An 18,444-nucleotide genomic window follows, 5' to 3' on the forward strand; every position below is an offset into this window, starting at 1 on the left:
GGCCGACGCGCACAAGGCGCTCGGTGTCGCGCACATCGCCAACGGCGACCTCGACCTGGCCGCCGACGCGCTCGACGAGGCGGTCCGCCTGGCCCGCCGGGCCAACTACCCGCACACCGAGGTCAGCGCGGTGGTCACGCTGGCCGACGTGCGGCACGACCAGGGCCGCCCGGAAGAGGCGAAGGAACTGGCCGACACCGCGCTGGAGCAGGCGCGATCCGCCGGCTTCCGCATCCTGGAGGGCCGGGCGCTCTGGGTGCTGGCGCGGTGCGCACACGACCTGGGCATCCGCCCCACGGCGATGCGCGACGTCCGCAACGCCCTGCAGATCTACCGCGAAACCGGCCACCGCCCGGGCATCGCCGCCGCCCTCCTCCTGCTGGGCGACGTCCTCGTGGAATGGGGCGACGTCGACGCGGGCCACGAGATGTGGCTCAAGGCTCGCGACCTCTACGCGGACCTCTCCTCCCCCGAGTTGGTCACGGCCCAGTCCCGCCTCGTCGTCGCCAGCTGAACGCCCAGCCGCTAGCTCGGGTGTTGTTCCACCGCGCGTTGGACGGCTCGGTAGATCTGGCCGAAGCGGAGTGTGTTGGTCGTACGCAGGAGGAGTTGGTCGTGGCCCGCGTAGCGCACCCAGAGCTCGTTGACCACCGTGCCCTCGTCGTAGGAGCGGTCCAGCCAGCTCAGCGGCAGCTCCGCCAGCGGCAGCAGCACGATCGCGCCGATCACGCCCACGCCCAGTACGACGGCCGCCAGGCCCCAGGCCGCGCGGTCGCTGGCCGAGTAGATGAGTGAGATGGCGCAGACGATCGCCGCCAGCGGGAGGATCGAGATGAGCAGGATGAGGACGCCCCGGCCGAGGCGGCGGGATCGCGTGCGGGTCGTTCCCGTGCCGCGTCTGTGCCAGACCAGCGCCAACGCCGCGACCGGATAGCCGACCCCGTCGACCCGCACCATGTCGGACGTCACCTGGACGTGCTGATCGCGGTAGTAGACGGTCACCTCATCAGGAAAACCGTTGGCGTCAATACCTCGGCGCGGCCTCGAGCGCCCGCTGCAGCGCCCGGTAGATCTGGCCGAAGACCAGCGCGTCGGCCGTGCGGACCAGGAGGGTCGGGCGGCCGCCGACGTCCGCCCAGATCTCCAGGGCGCGGGCACCCTTCGAATAGGACAGGTCCAGGCGGCCCAGCAGGAAGTCGGCCAGCGGCGCCGCGGCCAGGCCGACGAGCACCGAGCCGCCGACGATCAGGATCGTGGTGCCCGTCGTGGTGTGCAGGCGCAGCGCCAGCACGATGCCCAGGGCCGCGGTGACCAGCGGGACGATCAGGGCGACCCCGATCGCGCCCCGGCCCGCGACCGTGCCCCACGAGCGCTCGCCCCGCCGGTGCCACACCCGGGAGAGCGCGGCCAGCGGGTAGCTGCGCCCGGCGACGCGGATCGCCTGCGACGTGACCTGCACCGCGCGGTCGTTGTAGTAAGTGATCATCCCTGCCACCTAGGAACGGACCCGCTTCCACGTTACCCACTCCCGTACCCCGTAATGTGTCTCGGACGCGATAAGCACATGGAGGTGTGACGTGGGCGAGCTTGTCCGGCTGGAGAAGCATGACGGAATCGGCACGATCCGGCTCGAGCGGCCGCCGATGAACGCGCTGAACACCCAGGTGCAGGAGGAGATCCGGGCCGCGGCCCTCGAGGCGACAGCCGACGACAGCGTCCGCGCGGTCGTCGTCTACGGCGGCGAGAAGGTCTTCGCCGCGGGCGCCGACATCAAGGAGATGGCCACGATGTCGTACGTGGACATGGCTGCCCGGGCGGCCGACCTGTCCGCGGCCCTCGGTGCGGTGGCCCGCATCCCCAAGCCGGTCGTCGCGGCGATCACCGGCTACGCCCTCGGCGGCGGCTGCGAGCTGGCCCTGGCCTGCGACTGGCGGGTCGTGGCGGACGACGCCAAGCTCGGCCAGCCCGAGATCAAGCTCGGCATCATCCCCGGCGCCGGCGGCACACAGCGGCTCGCCCGGCTGGTCGGCCCCGCCCGCGCCAAGGACATCGTGCTCTCCGGCCGCATGGTCGACGCCGACGAGGCGCTGCGGATCGGGCTCGCGGACCGGGTCGTCCCGGCCGCCGACGTCTACGCCGAGGCGATCGCCCTGGTCCGGCCGTACGCGAACGGTCCCGCCCAGGCCATCCGCGCCGCCAAGCAGGCGATCGACGGCGGGCTCGACATGGACCTGACCTCCGGTCTCGCCTGGGAGAGCCAGCTCTTCGCGGCCCTGTTCGCCACGGACGACCGCTCCGAGGGCATGGCGGCTTTCGTGGAAAAGCGCAAACCAGACTTCACCGGAAGGTGATCAAGCAGGCTCGGGCACGGGCGCGGCACCGGTAGGCTCGGCGCATGTCACCGGGGGCCGCACTTGGGGTCGATTTCGGGACCTCGCACACGGTGGCCGTGGTGCGCTGGCCCGACGGTCGCGCGCGCCCGCTGCTGGTCGACGGCTCTCCCCTGCTCCCCTCCGCGGTCTACGCCCCGCCCGGCGACGCCCCACTCGTGGCCGGCCGGGACGCGGTGCACAGCGCCCGCCTCGACCCCGCCCGGTTCGAGCCCAACCCGAAGCGCCGCGTCGACGACGGCAGCGTGCTGCTCGGCGAGCGTGACGTGCCCGTGGTCGACCTCGTCGGCGCCGTGCTCGGCCGGCTGGCCGAGGAGTGGCGCCGGACCATCGGCGACCTGACCACCGGCGAGGTCACCGCCGACACCCCGCCCGCGTTGACCCTGACCTGCCCGGCGATCTGGGGCGCGACCCGGCGCGAGCTGCTCTCCCGCGCCGCCGCCGCGGCCGGCCTGGGCGACGGCCGGCTGGTCGCCGAGCCGGTGGCCGCGGCCACCTACTTCGCCGAGGTGCTGGGCCGGGACGTTCCCATCGGCTCCGCGGTCGTCGTGCACGACTTCGGCGCCGGTACGTTCGACGCGAGCGTCGTCGTCCGCAGGGCCACGGGCTTCGAGGTGCTGGCCGTCGACGGCCGCACCGACCTCGGCGGGCTCGACGTCGACGCGGCGCTGGTCGAGCACCTGGCCACCACCTACGCGCCCGCCCACCCGGAGGCCTGGGAGCGGCTGCGCAACCCGGCGACGGTCGAGGACCGGCGGGCCAAGCGGCAGCTCTGGGACGACGTGCGCGTCGCCAAGGAGCGCCTCTCCCGCAGCCCCACGGCCGACCTGGTGATCCCGATCTGCGACGTCGAGGCCCACCTGACCCGCGCGGAGCTGGAGCGGGTCGCGATGCCGATCCTGGCCCAGACCGTGCAGGTGACCAAGGCGGTGATCGAGGCCGCCGCGCTGCCCGAGGGCAACCGGGCCGGCGTGTTCCTGGTCGGCGGGTCGAGCCGGATCCCGCTGCTGGCCACCCTGCTGCACCGCGAGCTGGGCGAGCCGCCCGTCGTGATCGAGCAGCCCGAGCTGGTGGTAGCCGAGGGTGCCGTGCTGGCGGTCACCGCCACGCTGGCCAGCGCGCCCGCGGCGGTGCCGGTGACCGGCCAGTTCCCGAAGATCGTCGAGTCGGCCAACGGGGCCATCCCGCCGCCGAACGTGATCGCGCCGGTCTCCCCCGCCGGCAGCCCGGCGCCGGGCGGCGACGACCCGCCGGCCGACGACGACCCGACCCCGACGCCCGCCGCCGCACCGTCGGTGGTCGCCAGCGCGCCGGTCGCGGTGAACGGCAACGGCAAGGCCGCCGTGGCGAGTGCCGCACCGGCGAGCCCCGCACCGCCGAAACCGGCACCGTCCTTCCCGCCCGGCCGCGCCGCCGTCCCGGTCCGCCCGCCGAAGAGCGCCAACCGCCCCTCCCGCTTCGGGCGGGACACCCTGGCCGAGCCGGCCCTGGTCGCCGATCTCCGCGCGCTCTCCGGCCACGACGAGCCCCGCGTCCACGCGGACCCGGAGCCGGCCCGCGCCCGCACCGCCACCCGCCGCGACGACCGCCCACCGGTCTGGGACGCCCCGGCCCGGCCGGCCGCCCGCAACCGACGCAGCGGCGGTTTCGCCCGGTTCCTCCGCGGGCTCATCATGTTCGCGCTGCTGGTGGCCACTCCGGTGGTCGCGGCCGTGGTCGCCTTCCACTACGCCACCGGCGACTCGTACGCCGACATCCTCGAGGCCGCGAAAAACTGGCTCGAGGAGCTGAGGTGAGCGGTTCTCACGTTTCCACTACTCACCGGTAAGGTGCTTGGAGCGGACCGAGCGACGGGAGTGGCGAGCATGAACGACCGGGTTGAGGGTCACGGCGGCGAGCTCGCCCTCGCGGCACTGCGCGCGGCCGGCGTGGAGGAGATGTTCACGCTCTCCGGCGGCCATGTGTTCCCGCTCTACGACGCGGCGCACAAGACCGGTTTCCCGATCTACGACGTGCGCCACGAGCAGTCCGCGGTGTTCGCCGCCGAGGCCGTGGCCAAGCTGCGCCGCCGTCCCGGCCTCGCGGTGCTGACCGCCGGCCCGGGTGTCACCAACGGCATCTCCGGCCTGACCAGCGCCCACTTCAACGCGTCACCCGTGATGGTGATCGGCGGCCGCGCGCCGGCGATGCGCTGGGGCGCCGGCAGCCTGCAGGAGCTCGACCACGTGCCGCTGGTCGCCCCCGTCACCAAGCACGCCGCCACCGTGTTCGCCACCGACGAGATCCCGGGCGCGGTCCGTGCGGCCCTCGGCGCGGCGCTGACCCCGCACCGCGGCCCGGTCTTCCTCGACCTCCCGCTGGAGATCGTCTTCTCGCACGGCGAGGCCGACGCGCCCGGCGCGCCCGACGTGCCGGTGATCGAGCCCGACCCCGCCGACGTCGACCGCGCCGCCCAGCTCATCGCCGAGGCGCAGCACCCGGTGATCATCGCGGGCTCCGACGTCTACGCCGCCGACGCGGTCGCCGCGCTGCGGGAGGCGGCCGAGACGCTGCGCGTACCCGTGATCGCGAACGGCATGGGTCGCGGTGCGCTCCCGCCGAACCACCCGCTCGCGTTCGCCAAGGCCCGCCGCGCCGCGCTCAAGGGCGCCGACGTGATCGTGGTGATCGGCACCCCGCTCGACTTCCGGCTGAGCTTCGGCGACTTCGGCGACGCCCGCGTGGTGCACGTCGTCGACGCGCCGAGCCAGCGCGCCACCCACGTCAACCCGACCGTCTCTCCCGCCGGCGACCTGCGGCTCATCCTGTCGGCGCTGGCCGACTACACCGGCACCCGGGCCGACCACGAGGACTGGATCGCCAGCCTGCGCACCGCCGAGGACGCCGCCAAGGCGCGCGACGCCGACGAGATGGCGGCCGACACCGACCCGATCAAGCCGGCCCGGATCTACGGCGAGCTGCGCCGGGTCCTCGCCGCCGACGCGGTGACGATCGGCGACGGTGGCGACTTCGTCTCGTACGCCGGCCGCTACCTCGAGCCCGCCCAGCCCGGCACCTGGCTCGACCCGGGCCCGTACGGCTGCCTCGGCACCGGCATGGGCTACGCGATGGGGGCCCGGGTCACCTACCCCGACCGGCAGATCTGCGTGCTGATGGGCGACGGGGCCGCCGGCTTCTCGCTGATGGACGTCGAGTCCCTGGTCCGCCAGCAGCTCCCGGTGGTCATCGTCGTCGGCAACAACGGCATCTGGGGCCTGGAGAAACACCCCATGCAGGCGATGTACGGCTACGACGTGGCCGCCGACCTGCAGCCCGGCCTGCGCTACGACGACGTCGTCAAGGCGCTCGGCGGCGCGGGCGAGACGGTCAGCAAGGCGGCCGACCTCGGCGGCGCGCTGGAGCGGGCGTTCGCGGCCGGCGTGCCGTACCTGGTGAACGTGCTGACCGACCCCGCCGACGCGTACCCCCGCTCGTCGAACCTGGCCTGACCCCCGGCGCTGGCCCGGCCGGGTGACAATGGTCGGCATGGCGCTGCCCATCCCGACACCGAGTGACGTGATCGGTCTGACCCGCTCGGCGGTCACCGTGCCGGCCCGCGCGCTGCGCGTGATCGACGACATCGAGGCGCTGGTCAAACGCGTCGGCGCGATCGCCGACCGGGCCGAAGCGTTTCTCGACCGGCTCGACGCGCTGGCCGACCGGGCCGGCGCGCTGATCGACGGCGTCGACGCCGCGGTCACCGACGCCGAGGCCGTGCTGGAGCGCACCCGCGTGCTCAGCACCGCCGCGACCACGCAGGTCGAGCAGGTGGCGCGGGTGGTCACCGCCGCCGCGATCCTGGTCGAGGAGACCCAGCGGCTGACCGCGGCCGCCGGCACCGCCGTCACCGACGCCCGCGGGGTGATCGGCGACGCGGAGACCGTGGCGGTCAAGGCCAACGCCGTCGTCGACAAGGCCGAGGTCACCGCCGGCACGGCCGATGAGCTGCTCGGCGTCTACGGCCCGGCGCTGCGCCGGGGCGCGCCGATGGCGCACCGCTTCGTCGAGCAGCTCTCCGACGAGGAGGTCGACGCGGCGATCAAGCTGATCGACGAGCTGCCCCGCTTCACGAAGCACATGGACGAGGACATCCTGCCGATCCTGGCGACGCTCGACCGGGTCGGCCCCGACATCCACGAGCTGCTGGAGGTCACCCGCGACCTGCGACTGGCCGTCAAGGGCATCCCGGGCCTGCGGATGCTCACGCGGCGGGGTCAGGACCTCGACTGACCGACCACAGCTCGTCGATCTCGGCCCGGGTCGGCAGCGCGGTCGACGCACCGAGCTTGCGGGCGCACGCGGCACCGGCGGCGCAGGCCCAGGCGACCGCCTCGACGATCTCCCGGCCCTCGGCCCACGCCACGGCCAGCGCGCCGGTGAACGCGTCACCGGCGGCCGTCGAGTCGACCGTGTCCACCCGTACGCCCGGCACGCGCACCGAGGCGCCGGACCGGTCGACGTACCACGCGCCTTCCGCGCCGAGCGTCAGCACCACCCGTGGCACCGCGTCCAGCAGCGGCTCGGGCCGGCTCTCGCCGCTGATCGCGACCGCCTCGGTCTGGTTCACCACCAACAGGTCGACCGCGTCGAGCAGCTCGGCCGGCAAGGACCGGGCCGGCGCGGCGTTGAGCACCACCCGGGTGCCCGCGTCCCGGGCCGCCCGCGCGGCGGCGGTCACGGTCTCGACCGGGATCTCCAGCTGCGCGACGAGCACGTCGGCCGCGGCGATCGCCGCCAGCTCGGGCCCGGTCAGCTCCGTGAAGGCACCGTTGGCGCCCGGCGTGACGACGATCGTGTTCTCGCCGGCGGCATCCACGGTGATCAGTGCGACCCCGGACGCGCCGTAGACGACCCGCAGCAGCCCGGTGTCGACACCGGCGGCGTCGATCCGGGCCTTGAGGGTCACGCCGAACGCGTCGGAGCCGATCGCGCCGAGGAAACCGGTCGCCGCGCCGGCGCGTACCGCCGCGATCGCCTGGTTGGCGCCCTTGCCACCGGCGACCGTGACGAACTCGCCGCCGAGCACGGTCTCACCCGCCCGGGGCAGCACGGCCGCCTTGGCGACGAGATCCATGTTGGCGCTGCCGACGACCACGACCTTGGCCCGATTCATAGTCGGCGATTCTAGGGCGCGTCTGGCAGGCTGCTTTCCATGGACAATCCACCGATCGGGGTCATGTTCCGCTGCGACAGCCCGCCGGAGAACCTCCCCGCGTACGCACAGCTCGCCGAACGTCTCGGCTACGACGAGCTGTGGGTGGTCGAGGACTGCTTCTTCACGGGCGCGGTGTCGGCGGCCGCCGTGGCCGCGGCGAGCACCGAGTCGCTGAAGATCGGCATCGGCATCCTGCCGGCGGCGTTCCGGAACCCGGCGCTGGCCGCGATGGAGCTGTCCAACCTGGCCCGCCTGTTTCCCGGCCGGATCCTGCCCGGCTTCGGGCACGGCGTGCCGGCCTGGGTCCGCCAGGTCGGCGCGCACCACCCGTCGCCGCTGGCCGTGCTCGAGGAGACCGTCGCCGCCGTCCGCGCGCTGCTGCACGGCGAGAAGGTGACGATGCACGGCCGGCACGTCGACCTCGACGATGTCCAGCTGGCGTTCCCGCCGGCCGAGCCGCCGCTGCTGTCGGCCGGCGTCCGCAACGAGAAGTCGTTGCGCCTGGCCGGGCGCGTCGCCGACGGCACGATCCTGGCCGAGGGCGCGGCGCCGGCCTACATCTCCTGGGCCCGCGAGCGCATCGACGAGGGCCGGGCCGAGGCGGGGCGCGAGGAGCCACACCGGGTCACGGTGTACGCGCACCTCGACTTCGACGACGACCCCCGCAGCGCCCGGGCCGAGCTCGCCGCCCAGTTCAGCGCGCCCGTGCAGCCGTCCGACCCGGCCGACGCCGACCTGCTGGCCCAACTGGTCGCGCAGGCCCAGGGCGACCTCGGTGCGCTGGCCGACGCGCTGCCGCACGAGATCGTCGACAAGTACGCGGTCGTCGGCGACGCGGCGAGCTGCGGTGCGGCGGTGCAGCGGCTGGCGGCGGCCGGCGCCGACGCGGTGGTCTTCGTGCCGCCCCGCGACCCGGACCTCTCGGTCGCGCACCTGACGCTGGCCGCCGAGGCGCTTCTTGGCGGGTGACGCCGGTCGCGTGGGCCGCGGGGCGCAACCCGCGGCCCACGGCCTGCGTGGTTTGATGACCGCGTGCCGACCAACATGATCGACGACGCGGTGCTGTCCTTCGACGGGATCGGTGTCACGCGCAACCGCAACCAGCTGTTGCGGGACGTCGCGTGGACGGTCTACCCGGACGAGCGCTGGGTGATGCTCGGCCCCAACGGTGCCGGCAAGACCACCCTGTTGTCGATCGCCGCCGGTCAGCTGCACCCGACCACCGGCAGCGCGATCGTGCTCGGCGAGAAGCTCGGCCGCACCGACGTGTGGGAGCTGCGCACCCGGATCGGCATCACGACCGCCAAGCTCGCCGAGCGCGTCCCGGGCGAGGAGCGGGTGCTCGACGTCGTGGTCACCGCCGCCTGGTCGGTGGTCGGCCGCTGGCGCGAGCAGTACGACCCGATGGACGAGGCCCGCGCCCGCGGCCTGCTCGAGCAGCTCGGCGTGGCCGCGCTGGCCGACCGCACCTACGGGACGCTCTCCGAGGGCGAGCGCAAGCGGGTGCAGATCGCCCGCGCGCTGATGACCGACCCGGAGCTGCTGCTGCTCGACGAGCCGGCCGCCGGGCTCGACCTGGGCGGCCGCGAGGACCTGCTCAAGCGCCTGACCGCGCTGGCCTCCGACGAGGCTGCGCCGGCGTTGGTGCTGGTCACCCACCACGTCGAGGAGATCCCGCCGGGCTTCACCCACGCGATGCTGCTGCGCGAGGGCGCGATCGTCGCGCAGGGGCCGGTCGAGCGGACCATCACCGCGGAGCACCTCTCCACGGCCTTCGGGCAGCCGCTCGTGGTCGAGCACAACGCGGGTCGTTACACCGCACGCGCCGCATAAGTCCCACCCACACCGGACTCTCAGGAAACGTCCAGGAAAGCGCGCTAAGCCTGAGATATCCGTCACTGAGGGGGACAGCGATGGTGTTCACGGGTGTTCTTGTCGTGGCGCTTGTGGCCAGTGTCTTCGGCAGCTCCGGCCGGCGCCAGGTGCCCGAGTCGGGGTCCGCGCGCGGTTCCGGGCAGGGCCCCCCGCCCGGGGCCGCGCCACCGGAAGCTCCACCGCCGCCACCGCCCGCGTTCACGCAGTGGCCGATGCTCGCCGTCGCGGGGCCCGAACCGTCCACTGTGGCCACCGAAGAGTGGACGCTGTGGGACGAGCCCGTCCGGGTGGCGGTGACCGACGCCGGCACGCTCGACCGCGCGGTCGAGCTGGTCCGCAACGAGCTCGACGCGATCGACGTGGCCGCGAGCCGGCTGCGGCCCGACTCCGAGCTGGCCGCGGCGGGCGACGGCAGTGAGGTCAGCCCGCTGCTGGCCGAGCTGGTCGCGGTCGCGCTGTCGGCGGCCCGGGAGACCGAGGGCGACGTCGACCCGGCGATCGGCGCGATGCTCACCAGCCTCGGCAACGATCCGGACTTCGGCGCGCTGGTGACCACCGGCTCGACCCGGCACGTCCAGGTCGGACAGCTGGCGGTGTACCGCCCGGCGAGGTGGGAGGAGGTGCGCCTCGACGGGCAGCGGCTGACCATCCCGGAGGGCGTCACGCTCGACCTGTCGGTCACGATGCGCGCCCGGGCGGTGGACCGCTGCGCCGCGCTGATCGCCGCGACGCTGGACGTCGGCACGCTCGTCTCGATCGGTGGCGACGTCGCGACCGCCGGCCCGGCACCGCGCACCGGCTGGCCGCTGCTGGTCCGCGACGGGCCGGTCGACCCGGCGGCGACGGTCGGCCTGCCCGGCGGCGCGGGCGTGTCCACCGCGAGCGGCCATCACCGGCGGCACTGGGACACGTCCGAGGAGCTGCTGCACCAGATCTCCGACCCCGAGACGGGACACGCGCCGCAGCACGTCTGGCGGACCGCGTCGGTGGCGGCGTTCTCCGCGCTGCGCGCCGCGGTCGTCGCCAACGCGAGCCTGGCCCGCGGCGTGCTGGCGCCGTCGTGGTTGCAGGCGCTCGGCGCACCGGCCCGGCTGGTCGGCGACGACCGCTCGGTGCGCTTCTTCGGCACCTGGCCCACCAAGGCTGAAGCGTGAGCGCGGAGAACCCCGCGGGGTAGCCCGGCACCGCTGTTCCATGTGACGATCGGCGCCGTGTCTGTCTCGCGGCGTACGGTCCTGTCCGGTGGTCTCGCCGCCGCCGTGGGCGCGCTGACCGCTGCCTGCGGGGAGCCCGCGGCGCCTGAATGGGCGCAGAGCGTCGACGGCTCGGGCCGGGCCGGCCTGGGCAAGCCCGGAGCTGGACCGACGAGCACGCCGGACGCCACCAAAGCACCACCCAGGTCCGACGCGGCGGCCGCACGGATGACCACCGCCCTGAGCAGGTTCCTGAAGCCGACGAAGGAGAACCCGGACCACCCGACCTTCGCCGGCGCGGTCGCCCTGGTCACGGTCGGCGGCAAGGTACGCACGCAGGTCGCGCTCGGTGACGCGGTGCGCTACAAGGCCGGCCCGGTCGAGCTGCCGGCCGCGCAGCGCGTGCGGATGCGCACCGACTCGATCTTCGACCTGGCCTCGGTCACGAAGGTCTACACCTCGATCCTGCTGCTCCAGCAGGTCGACAAGGGCACGGTCGACCTGGCCGCGCCGGTCGCGGGTTACCTGCCCGGGTTCACCGGCACCGGCAAGGACGCGGTGACGGTGGAGATGCTGCTGACCCACACGAGCGGCCTGCCGGTCGGCGCGAAGGTCACCGGCCTGTCCTCCGCCGCCGCCCGCCGCGCCGCCGTGCTGGCCACGCCGCTGGTCAAGGGCGCGGTGCCCGGCAGGACGTTCCGCTACTCCAGCGTCGGCCTGATGGTGGCCGCGGCCCTGGTCGAGCAGGTCACCGGGCAGAGCCTCGACGCGGCGCTGAAGTCGCGGCTGACCGGCCCGCTCGGCCTGCGCGACACGGGCTTCAAGCCGTTGTCCTGGCTGAGCAGGGCCGACCAGGCGGCCCGCCTCGTGGCCACCGACGCGCGCACGTCACGCGGCCTGCTGCGCGGCACCGTGCACGACGACGTCGCCAACGTCATGGGTGGCGTCGCCGGATCCGCCGGCGTCTTCAGCACCGCCGCCGACCTCGCCGTCATCGGCAACATGCTGCTCAACGGGGGTACGCACGGCGGAAAGCGGATCCTGTCGACCGGCATCGTCAAGCGGATGCTGACCAACGCCAACAAGGGCAAGCCGGCGATCGACCCCGAGCGCCCGCAGCGCACCGCGGACCACGGCCTCGGCGTGGTGCTCGGCCAGCCGTGGTTCATGGGCCGCCTGTCGAGCGCGCGCACGTTCGGGCACACCGGCTTCACCGGCACGTCGCTGGTGGTGCACCCCGACCGGAAGCTGGTCCTCGTGCTGCTGACCAACCGGGCCCACCCCAACTGGAGCTGGGCCGACCCCGACCCGGCCCGGGTGGCCGCCGCCGACGCCGTATGAGCCCGTGGACCGGGCCCGTCGTGGTGCTGGCGGTGCTCGCCGCCGCGGTGCTGCACGCGTCCTGGAACGCGCTGGTCAAGGCGACCGACGACCAGGTCGGCATCTTCGCCCGGTCGAGCCTCGTGGGCGCGGTCATCTGCGCGGTCGGCCTGTGGTTCGTCGACATGCCGGCGGCGGCGTCGTGGGGCTGGCTGATCGCTTCCGCGCTGATCCACGTGGCCTACAACCTCGGCCTGCTCGCGGCCTACCGGCTCGGTGACTTCAACCAGACGTACCCGCTGGCCCGGGGCCTCGGCCCCGTCGTGGTGGCGGTGGTCGCGGCGCTGGTCCTCGACGAGCCGCTCGCCCCGCTGCCGGCGATCGGCGTGCTGGTCATCGCCGGCGCGATCGCCGTGCTCGGGCTGACACCGTGGCGCCGGGTGAAGGCCAACCGGCCCGCGGTGCTGGCCGCGGTCTTCACCGGGCTGACGATCGCAAGTTACACGCTGGTCGACGGCATCGGCGTGCGCCGCAGCGACAGCGCCGCCGGCTACACGCTGTGGCTGGTCGGCCTGGAGTGTGCGGCGACCGCCGTGCTCGCGCTCGCGCTGCGCCGCGACACCCCGATGCTGGCGGCCGGCGGCCGCGCCTGGGTGGCCGCGGTCGCCGTCACCGTGATGTCCACACTGGCCTACGGTCTCGTGCTCTGGGCGCAGACCCGGGGCGCGCTGGCCGCGGTCGCCGCGCTCCGCGAGAGCAGCGTGGTGGTCGCGGCCGTGATCGGCATGCTCGCCTTCAAGGAGCCGATGGGCCGGGTCCGCGTGGCGGCCAGCATCGCCGTCGCGGTCGGCGTGGCCCTCCTCGCCGCCGCCTGACCCTCATTCGCCGAACTTCGACAGTCGGCCCGTGCGGCGGGCGTGCCGCAGGGCGTGTGCCAGGAACGTCAGCGCACCGGCGAGCAGCAGCACGTCGAGGACCGCCGCGACGGCCAGGCCCGACCAGTCGATGCCCTGCCCGGCGAGCACGCCGCGCATGCCCTCGAAGATGTGGCTCGCGGGCACCGCGTGCGCGAGCGCCTCCGCCGCCGGCGGCAGCACCGAGACCGGGTAGAACACCGCCGCGAACGGCTGGAACGCGGCCGCCAGCACCCACGCGATCGACTGGGTGCTCTCGCCGAACCTGATCACCACCGCGATCGCCACCATGCCCAGGCCCCAGCCCATCGCGACCAGCAGGACCAGGAACGGCACGAGCGCCGGCCCGATCGTGGTGATCCCGAAGCCGTAGAGCAGCAGCGCCAGCCCCGACATGACCAGGCTGTTGGCGGTGAGCAGCGCGGCGCCGAAGATGACGTGACCGGCCAGGAACTCGCCGAGCGAGAGCGGCGACACGAACACGTTGAGCAGGTTGCGGCTCCACACGTCGTGCAGGAACATCGCCGCCAGGTCGCCCTGCGCCCGGCCGACGACCTGCCAGAGCAGCACGGCGCCGAGCAGCACCGACACCGCGATCGGCACGTTGTTGGCGCGCAGGAAGACCGAGACGAACCCCCAGATCACCAGCTCCAGCACCGGCCAGAACAGGATCTCGACGATCCGGCCGCCGTTGCGCCGCGTCGCGTAGAAGTCCCGCCGGACGATGCCGGCCACCCGGCGCCGGCGCGCGACGCCGCCGGCCACGTCGTGGGCGAGCGTGGTCATGCCGCGGCACCTCCCCTCGCCACCCGCAGGAACACGGCTTCCAGGTCGTCGACTCCGTAGGCGCCGGCCAGCTCGGTCGCGTTGCCGGTGGCCACGATCCGGCCGCCGGACACGAAGTGCACCCGGTCGCACATCCGCTCGACCTCGCGCATGTTGTGCGAGGTGATCAGCATGGCCCGGCCGGAGAGCGCCGCCTGCTCGATCAGCAACCCGCGCACGCGGTCGGCGGCGTCGGGGTCGAGGTTGGCCGTCGGCTCGTCGAGGATCAGCAGGCCGGGCTCGTTGAGCAGCGCCTTGGCCAGCAGCACCCGGGTCTGCTGGCCGGACGAGAGCCGGCTGAACTGCTGCCGGCGCAGCGGACCGAGGTCGAGCAGCTCCAGCATGTGTGCGACCCGCGCGGCCGGCCGGCGCAGGCCGTAGAGGTGCGCGTAGACGTCGAGGATCTCCTCGACCCGCAGCACCGCCGGCAGGTGCAGGTAGCTGGCGGCGAAGTTGGCCCGGGCCAGCGCGCGCGTGCGGTCGCGGGTCATGTCGTGGCCGAACATCTCGACGGTGCCGGAGTCGGGCAGCGTCAGGCCGAGCACCATGTGCAGGGTGGTGGTCTTGCCCGCGCCGTTGGGCCCGAGCAGGCCGACCACCTCACCGGCGGCGACGCTGAAACTGACCCCGTCGACGGCGGCGACCGGGCCGAAGCGCTTGCGCAGCGCGGTAACCGTCAGGACGTCCATGGGCTCGATGGTCCAGGGTGGACGTGACGCTCAGCAATGCAATTACGGACGCAGCGTACGGATCAGGCCCAGCACGTCGCGGGTCACCGGGCGCAGGACCCGCAGCCGGGACAGCCCCACCAGCCGGTCGATCAGCGGGACCGCGCCGTTGATCAGCGTGCGGGTCTTCGCCTGCCCGGGTGAACGGTCGTGCACCCAGTAGAGGACCACGCCGAGGTACGCGAGCCAGAGCAGCTCCGGCAGCTCGTCGCGCAGCTCCGGGTCGACCTTCGCCGTCGAGCCGGTCAGCGTCTCCCGGAACAGGGCGATCGAGGCCTGGCGGGTCGGCGACGACTCCGGCGAGAACGGGCTCAGCGGCGAGGTCGGCTCCGCCGCGGTCTTGAAGAAGGTCGCGGCGAACTCGTGCGACGGCGCGAGCGTGTCGATCCCGGCGTGCAGCACCCCGCGCAGCCGCGGCGCGAACTCCGTCTCCCGGGCGAGCACGGCTGCCGCGCGAGCGCGGTGCTCGACCCCCGTCTCCGCGTAGAACTCCTGGATCAGGTGCTCTTTGGAGCTGAAGTAGTAGTACGCGTTGCCGACGGCGACGCCGGCCTCCTTGGCGATGCCCCGCATCGTGGTCTGCGCGTAGCCGCGCTCCCGGAACAGCCGCAGCGCCGTGTCGAGGATCAGCTGCCGCGTCTGCTCACCCCGGGCGGTGGCGGGTTCGGCGCCGGCGGTGCCACCGACCCCCGTTTGCTCGGTGGCACCGCCGGCGTCGGCGGGTGGCGGAACGGGTCGGTCGGTCATCGGTTCTCACCGTACCGACTCCGCTCCGCGATGTCGAACACGTTCAACTTCCGTGCGACGTCATCGTACGGACAAACTTGAACGCGTTCAATCAGCGCAGTCCGAGCACCGCCGCGGCGGCCCGCCCGTTGGCGTGGCTGGCGCCGTAGGTGGTCACGAACGCCCGGACCCCGGCCGGCCGCCAGCCCGACGGCCAGCCCATCTCGACCACCGTGACCGGGTGCCGGGCGGCCAGCGCCTCGATCAGCTCCGTCGCGTTGGCCAGCCGGTGCGCGTGCCGGGCGACGACCACGATCGGCCGGTCGCCGGCCCGCGCCAGCAGCTCGTCGGCGCCGGTGTTCGCGGCCACCGCACGGATCTGCTCGGCGCCGTCGACGTGCCCGCGCAGGCCCCAGGGCACCCGGCCCTCGGCGATGGTCGACGTCGCGGCCAGCTCGACCACCAGCGGCACGGCCCCGACCAGCGGGTCGCCCTCCACCCGGACGGCGCGCCGGGCGGCGTCGTAGCCGAGGCTCTCTGGCGCCGGCTCCGTCGGTGCACTCGTCGCCGTCCAGGCCGCGAGCGCCGCGGTCCGCGCCGCCGCCTCCTCGACCCGGGCCGCGTCGAGCCGGCCGTCCTGTATCGCGGCGACGATCTCGGCGGCGGTCTCCTCGACCAGCGCGGCGTCCACGTCGGCGCCGATGCAGAGCAGGTCGGCGCCGGCCGCCAGGGCCAGCGGGGCGGCCTGCGCGGTGCCGCCGGCCACCACCGCGGCGCCCTTCATCTCCAGCGCGTCGGTGATCAGCGCGCCGTCGAAGCCCAGCTCGAGGCGGAGCAGGTCGTGCATCGCAGCCCGGCTGAAGGTGGCGGGCCCGTCCCCGGTCAACTCCGGCACGCGGATGTGCGCGGTCATCACGGCCTTGGTGCCGGCCGCGACCGCGGCGGCGAACGGCGGCAGGTCGCGCTCCCGCAGCACGGCCAGCGGCACGTCCACAGTGGGCAGTTCCAGGTGCGAGTCGGCGACCGTCGCGCCGTGCCCCGGGAAGTGCTTGGCACAGGCCGCGACCCGGGTCTCCTGCAGGCCCTCGACGGCGGCCCGGGTGTGTGCGGCCACCCGCGCGGTGTCGGCGCCGAACGAGCGCGTACCGATGATCGGGTTGTCGTCGGCGGTGTTGACGTCGACGGTCGGTGCGAGGTCGACGTTGACGCCGACGGCGGAAAGCTCGGCGCCGATCGCCCGGTAGACCGCGCGGGTCACCTCGACGTCGTCGAGGGCGCCGAGCGCGGCGTTGCCCGGGTACGGGCTGCCGGTGCGATGGGCGAGCCGGGTGACGTCGCCGCCCTCCTCGTCGATCGCGACGATCACCTGCGGGTTGGCCGCCCGCAGCGCGGCGGTGCTGGCCGCGACCTGCCCGCGGTCGACGATGTTGAAGCCGAACAGCGTATAACCGGCGAGTCCTTCCGCGGCCAGGTCGACCGCCCAGGGCGGAGGCGCGCTGCCGGGATAGGCCGCGAGCAGCGTGCGCAGGGCAAGCCGGCGCAGAGCGGGATCAATCGCCATCGGTTCTCACCCTCTTGTGACTCGCACCTGCCGGGTTGTGTGATCGTCGCACCATTCGCTTCCCAGTACGCTACGCCTACTCGTAAGGCGACTAATGTATTAGTAAAGATTCCTTATTGCTAGAGGATGTCGCATGGGGTCGACCCGCCTGCCCGGTACCCCCCGCCTGCTGCGCGCGCTCAACGACCGCGCCGCGCTCGAGCTGCTGCTCGCCCGGGGACCGCTGACCCGCGCCCAGCTCGGCGAGCTGACCGGCCTGTCCAAGGTGACCGCGTCACAGCTCGTCGAGCGGCTCGAGGAGCGCGGCCTGGTCACCCGGGTCGGCGAGCAGGCCGGCGGCCGGGGCCCCAACGCGCAGCTCTACGCCGTGCGCCCGGCCAGCGCCTACGTGGTCGGCGTCGACATCACGGCGGACCGGGTGGTGGCCGCGTGCGCCGACATCACCGGCAAGGTGACCGGGCAGGTCGAGATGTCCACGAAGGACACCGACGACCCGGTCGGCGTCGTGCACGAGGCCGTGGTGCAGGCGGCCAGCAACGCGCACGCCCAGCTCGACAACGTGCGGCGGGTGGTGCTCGGCACGCCGGGTCTCGTCGACCCGGGCTCCGGCGACATCACGTTCGCGTTCAACCTCCCCCGCTGGCACCGCGGCCTGCTCGCCGCGCTCCGCGAGGACCTGCACACCCCGGTCGTCTTCGAGAACGACGTCAACCTGGCCGCCTGCGCCGAGGCCGAATACGGTGCGGCCGCCGGCGTCGACGACTTCGCGCTCGTCTGGGCCGACGTCGGCGTCGGCCTCGCGATCGTGCTCGGCGGCCGGCTCCACCACGGCAGCAGCGGCGCAGCCGGCGAGATCGGCTACCTCCCCGTGCCCGGCGTGCCCGTCAACCGTGACCAGTCCCGTCGCTCCCAGCCGCCGTTCGGCCAGCTCGCCGGCGCCGCGGCACTGCGCACGGTGGCCCGCGAGCACGGCTTCCGCGGCTCCTCGGCGGCCGACGCGATCCGGGCCGCGATCGCGGCCGGCACCGCGGGCGGCGCGGCGCTCGACGAGATCGCCCGGCGGCTCGCGCTCGGCGTGGCCAGCACCTGCGTCGTGCTCGACCCGCCGCTGGTGGTGCTGGCCGGCGAGGTCGGCCAGGCCGGCGGCAGCGCACTCGCCGAGCGGGTGCAGCACGAGGTCGCGGCGATCACGCTGGTCTCGCCGAAGGTCGTGGTCACCCAGGTCGAGGAGGAGCCTGTGCTGCGCGGTGCGCTGCTGGTCGCCCTCGACGCCGTCCGGGACGAGGTCTTCGGCTCCACCGTCGGCTGACGACAATCGGTCATTGCCCTGGGGCTGTGCGTGCCCTCATACTGTGTAGGACACAGTACTGAATGAGGCGAGGCGGATGGACGACGGCGCGTTGCAGCGGCTCGAGGGCGACCTCCGGCGCGGTGTGCTCGTGCTCGCGGTCCTGTCCGGCCTGCGCACCAGGCAATACGGCTACTCGTTGCGGCAGGTGCTGGCCGACGCCGGCCTGCCGATCGAGGAGGGCACCCTCTACCCGCTGCTGCGCCGGCTGGAGACGCAGGGCGTGCTGGAGAGCGCGTGGAACACCGACGGCGCCTCACCCCGCCGCTACTACTGGCTCAGCCCCGACGGGCACCGGCTGTTCGCGGCGATGACCGAGAGCTGGCGCCGGCAGGTCGACGTGCTGACGACGCTCCTGGACTGAGGAGAC

General features: G+C 73.9%; 19 protein-coding genes. 12 read left to right on the top strand and 7 right to left on the bottom strand.

From position 1 onward, the window contains the following. Positions 1-514, top strand: a 514-nt coding sequence (locus AB0H87_RS10275; protein ID WP_360142402.1) for a hypothetical protein, incomplete at its 5' end; no start/stop codon positions are given. An 11-nt stretch (positions 515-525) separates the two neighbouring features. On the opposite strand, the gene AB0H87_RS10280 is transcribed toward AB0H87_RS10275, so the two are convergent. Next, positions 526-1,002, bottom strand: a complete 477-nt coding sequence (locus AB0H87_RS10280) for a DUF6232 family protein (protein WP_360142404.1) — start codon at positions 1,000-1,002, stop codon at positions 526-528. A gap of 22 nt (positions 1,003-1,024) precedes the next feature. Next, positions 1,025-1,486 carry a DUF6232 family protein gene (locus tag AB0H87_RS10285; protein ID WP_360142406.1) on the bottom strand — a complete coding sequence of 154 codons (462 nt, stop codon included), beginning with the start codon at positions 1,484-1,486 and terminating at the stop codon, positions 1,025-1,027. Between the two features lie 91 nt (positions 1,487-1,577). Between AB0H87_RS10285 and AB0H87_RS10290 the strand changes: the two genes are divergently transcribed. From AB0H87_RS10290 to AB0H87_RS10305, 4 genes are all read left to right on the top strand, one after another. Further along, positions 1,578-2,351, top strand: a complete 774-nt coding sequence (locus AB0H87_RS10290) for an enoyl-CoA hydratase-related protein (RefSeq protein ID WP_360142408.1) — start codon at positions 1,578-1,580, stop codon at positions 2,349-2,351. A gap of 44 nt (positions 2,352-2,395) precedes the next feature. After that, positions 2,396-4,186 (top strand): Hsp70 family protein, encoded by a 1,791-nt coding sequence (locus AB0H87_RS10295; protein WP_360142410.1) that lies wholly within the window; start codon positions 2,396-2,398, stop codon positions 4,184-4,186. A 69-nt stretch (positions 4,187-4,255) separates the two neighbouring features. Then, positions 4,256-5,878, top strand: a complete 1,623-nt coding sequence (locus AB0H87_RS10300) for an acetolactate synthase (protein ID WP_360142412.1) — start codon at positions 4,256-4,258, stop codon at positions 5,876-5,878. A 37-nt stretch (positions 5,879-5,915) separates the two neighbouring features. Further along, positions 5,916-6,659, top strand: coding sequence for a hypothetical protein (locus AB0H87_RS10305; RefSeq protein WP_360142414.1), 744 nt, complete (start codon positions 5,916-5,918; stop codon positions 6,657-6,659). Here AB0H87_RS10305 and AB0H87_RS10310 read toward each other — a convergent pair. Beyond that, a complete protein-coding gene (locus tag AB0H87_RS10310) occupies positions 6,631-7,542 on the bottom strand; it encodes a ribokinase (RefSeq protein ID WP_360142416.1) in 912 nt (303 codons plus the stop codon). The genes AB0H87_RS10305 and AB0H87_RS10310 overlap by 29 nt on opposite strands. Before the next feature lie 39 nt (positions 7,543-7,581). Between AB0H87_RS10310 and AB0H87_RS10315 the strand changes: the two genes are divergently transcribed. From AB0H87_RS10315 to AB0H87_RS10335, 5 genes are all read left to right on the top strand, one after another. Then, positions 7,582-8,553: an LLM class flavin-dependent oxidoreductase gene (locus AB0H87_RS10315; RefSeq protein ID WP_360142418.1), complete on the top strand. Its 972-nt coding sequence runs from the start codon at positions 7,582-7,584 to the stop codon at positions 8,551-8,553. Between the two features lie 75 nt (positions 8,554-8,628). Continuing rightward, the gene (locus AB0H87_RS10320; RefSeq protein ID WP_360142461.1) at positions 8,629-9,417 is read left to right on the top strand and encodes an ABC transporter ATP-binding protein; all 789 of its coding nucleotides are present in this window, start codon (positions 8,629-8,631) and stop codon (positions 9,415-9,417) included. A gap of 254 nt (positions 9,418-9,671) precedes the next feature. Beyond that, positions 9,672-10,613: an FAD:protein FMN transferase gene (locus AB0H87_RS10325; RefSeq protein ID WP_360142420.1), complete on the top strand. Its 942-nt coding sequence runs from the start codon at positions 9,672-9,674 to the stop codon at positions 10,611-10,613. Between the two features lie 57 nt (positions 10,614-10,670). Beyond that, positions 10,671-11,993, top strand: a complete 1,323-nt coding sequence (locus AB0H87_RS10330; protein WP_360142422.1) for a serine hydrolase domain-containing protein — start codon at positions 10,671-10,673, stop codon at positions 11,991-11,993. Next, positions 11,990-12,847: an EamA family transporter gene (locus AB0H87_RS10335; protein ID WP_360142424.1), complete on the top strand. Its 858-nt coding sequence runs from the start codon at positions 11,990-11,992 to the stop codon at positions 12,845-12,847. The genes AB0H87_RS10330 and AB0H87_RS10335 overlap by 4 nt, the downstream gene beginning before the upstream one ends. Before the next feature lie 3 nt (positions 12,848-12,850). On the opposite strand, the gene AB0H87_RS10340 is transcribed toward AB0H87_RS10335, so the two are convergent. From AB0H87_RS10340 to AB0H87_RS10355, 4 genes are all read right to left on the bottom strand, one after another. After that, complete coding sequence (locus AB0H87_RS10340; RefSeq protein ID WP_360142426.1) at positions 12,851-13,672, bottom strand: ABC transporter permease; 822 nt, start codon at positions 13,670-13,672, stop codon at positions 12,851-12,853. Then, the gene (locus AB0H87_RS10345; protein ID WP_360142428.1) at positions 13,669-14,400 is read right to left on the bottom strand and encodes an ABC transporter ATP-binding protein; all 732 of its coding nucleotides are present in this window, start codon (positions 14,398-14,400) and stop codon (positions 13,669-13,671) included. The genes AB0H87_RS10340 and AB0H87_RS10345 overlap by 4 nt, the downstream gene beginning before the upstream one ends. Positions 14,401-14,442: 42 nt before the next feature. Beyond that, positions 14,443-15,186 carry a TetR family transcriptional regulator gene (locus AB0H87_RS10350; RefSeq protein WP_360142430.1) on the bottom strand — a complete coding sequence of 248 codons (744 nt, stop codon included), beginning with the start codon at positions 15,184-15,186 and terminating at the stop codon, positions 14,443-14,445. A 91-nt stretch (positions 15,187-15,277) separates the two neighbouring features. Then, a complete protein-coding gene (locus tag AB0H87_RS10355) occupies positions 15,278-16,726 on the bottom strand; it encodes a glycoside hydrolase family 3 N-terminal domain-containing protein (protein ID WP_360142432.1) in 1,449 nt (482 codons plus the stop codon). A 133-nt stretch (positions 16,727-16,859) separates the two neighbouring features. Between AB0H87_RS10355 and AB0H87_RS10360 the strand changes: the two genes are divergently transcribed. Both AB0H87_RS10360 and AB0H87_RS10365 read left to right on the top strand, forming a co-directional pair. After that, positions 16,860-18,035, top strand: coding sequence for an ROK family transcriptional regulator (locus AB0H87_RS10360; RefSeq protein ID WP_360142434.1), 1,176 nt, complete (start codon positions 16,860-16,862; stop codon positions 18,033-18,035). 76 nt (positions 18,036-18,111) lie between these two features. Beyond that, complete coding sequence (locus tag AB0H87_RS10365) at positions 18,112-18,438, top strand: helix-turn-helix transcriptional regulator (protein WP_360142436.1); 327 nt, start codon at positions 18,112-18,114, stop codon at positions 18,436-18,438. Positions 18,439-18,444 lie beyond the last annotated feature (6 nt).

This window comes from Asanoa sp. NPDC050611, from assembly GCF_040654855.1.
In the GTDB taxonomy this organism is placed as follows: Bacteria; Actinomycetota; Actinomycetes; order Mycobacteriales; family Micromonosporaceae; genus Asanoa.

Excerpts from the sequence above, each read along its gene's own strand:
- AB0H87_RS10285 (WP_360142406.1), bottom strand. The coding sequence starts at position 1,486 with ATGATCACTTACTACAACGACCGCGCGGTGCAGGTCACGTCGCAGGCG.
- AB0H87_RS10295 (WP_360142410.1), top strand. The coding sequence starts at position 2,396 with ATGTCACCGGGGGCCGCACTTGGGGTCGATTTCGGGACCTCGCACACG.
- AB0H87_RS10300 (WP_360142412.1), top strand. The coding sequence starts at position 4,256 with ATGAACGACCGGGTTGAGGGTCACGGCGGCGAGCTCGCCCTCGCGGCA.
- AB0H87_RS10305 (WP_360142414.1), top strand. The coding sequence starts at position 5,916 with ATGGCGCTGCCCATCCCGACACCGAGTGACGTGATCGGTCTGACCCGC.
- AB0H87_RS10310 (WP_360142416.1), bottom strand. The coding sequence starts at position 7,542 with ATGAATCGGGCCAAGGTCGTGGTCGTCGGCAGCGCCAACATGGATCTC.
- AB0H87_RS10315 (WP_360142418.1), top strand. The coding sequence starts at position 7,582 with ATGGACAATCCACCGATCGGGGTCATGTTCCGCTGCGACAGCCCGCCG.
- AB0H87_RS10320 (WP_360142461.1), top strand. The coding sequence starts at position 8,629 with ATGATCGACGACGCGGTGCTGTCCTTCGACGGGATCGGTGTCACGCGC.
- AB0H87_RS10325 (WP_360142420.1), top strand. The coding sequence starts at position 9,672 with ATGCTCGCCGTCGCGGGGCCCGAACCGTCCACTGTGGCCACCGAAGAG.
- AB0H87_RS10335 (WP_360142424.1), top strand. The coding sequence starts at position 11,990 with ATGAGCCCGTGGACCGGGCCCGTCGTGGTGCTGGCGGTGCTCGCCGCC.
- AB0H87_RS10340 (WP_360142426.1), bottom strand. The coding sequence starts at position 13,672 with ATGACCACGCTCGCCCACGACGTGGCCGGCGGCGTCGCGCGCCGGCGC.
- AB0H87_RS10345 (WP_360142428.1), bottom strand. The coding sequence starts at position 14,400 with ATGGACGTCCTGACGGTTACCGCGCTGCGCAAGCGCTTCGGCCCGGTC.
- AB0H87_RS10350 (WP_360142430.1), bottom strand. The coding sequence starts at position 15,186 with ATGACCGACCGACCCGTTCCGCCACCCGCCGACGCCGGCGGTGCCACC.
- AB0H87_RS10355 (WP_360142432.1), bottom strand. The coding sequence starts at position 16,726 with ATGGCGATTGATCCCGCTCTGCGCCGGCTTGCCCTGCGCACGCTGCTC.
- AB0H87_RS10360 (WP_360142434.1), top strand. The coding sequence starts at position 16,860 with ATGGGGTCGACCCGCCTGCCCGGTACCCCCCGCCTGCTGCGCGCGCTC.
- AB0H87_RS10365 (WP_360142436.1), top strand. The coding sequence starts at position 18,112 with ATGGACGACGGCGCGTTGCAGCGGCTCGAGGGCGACCTCCGGCGCGGT.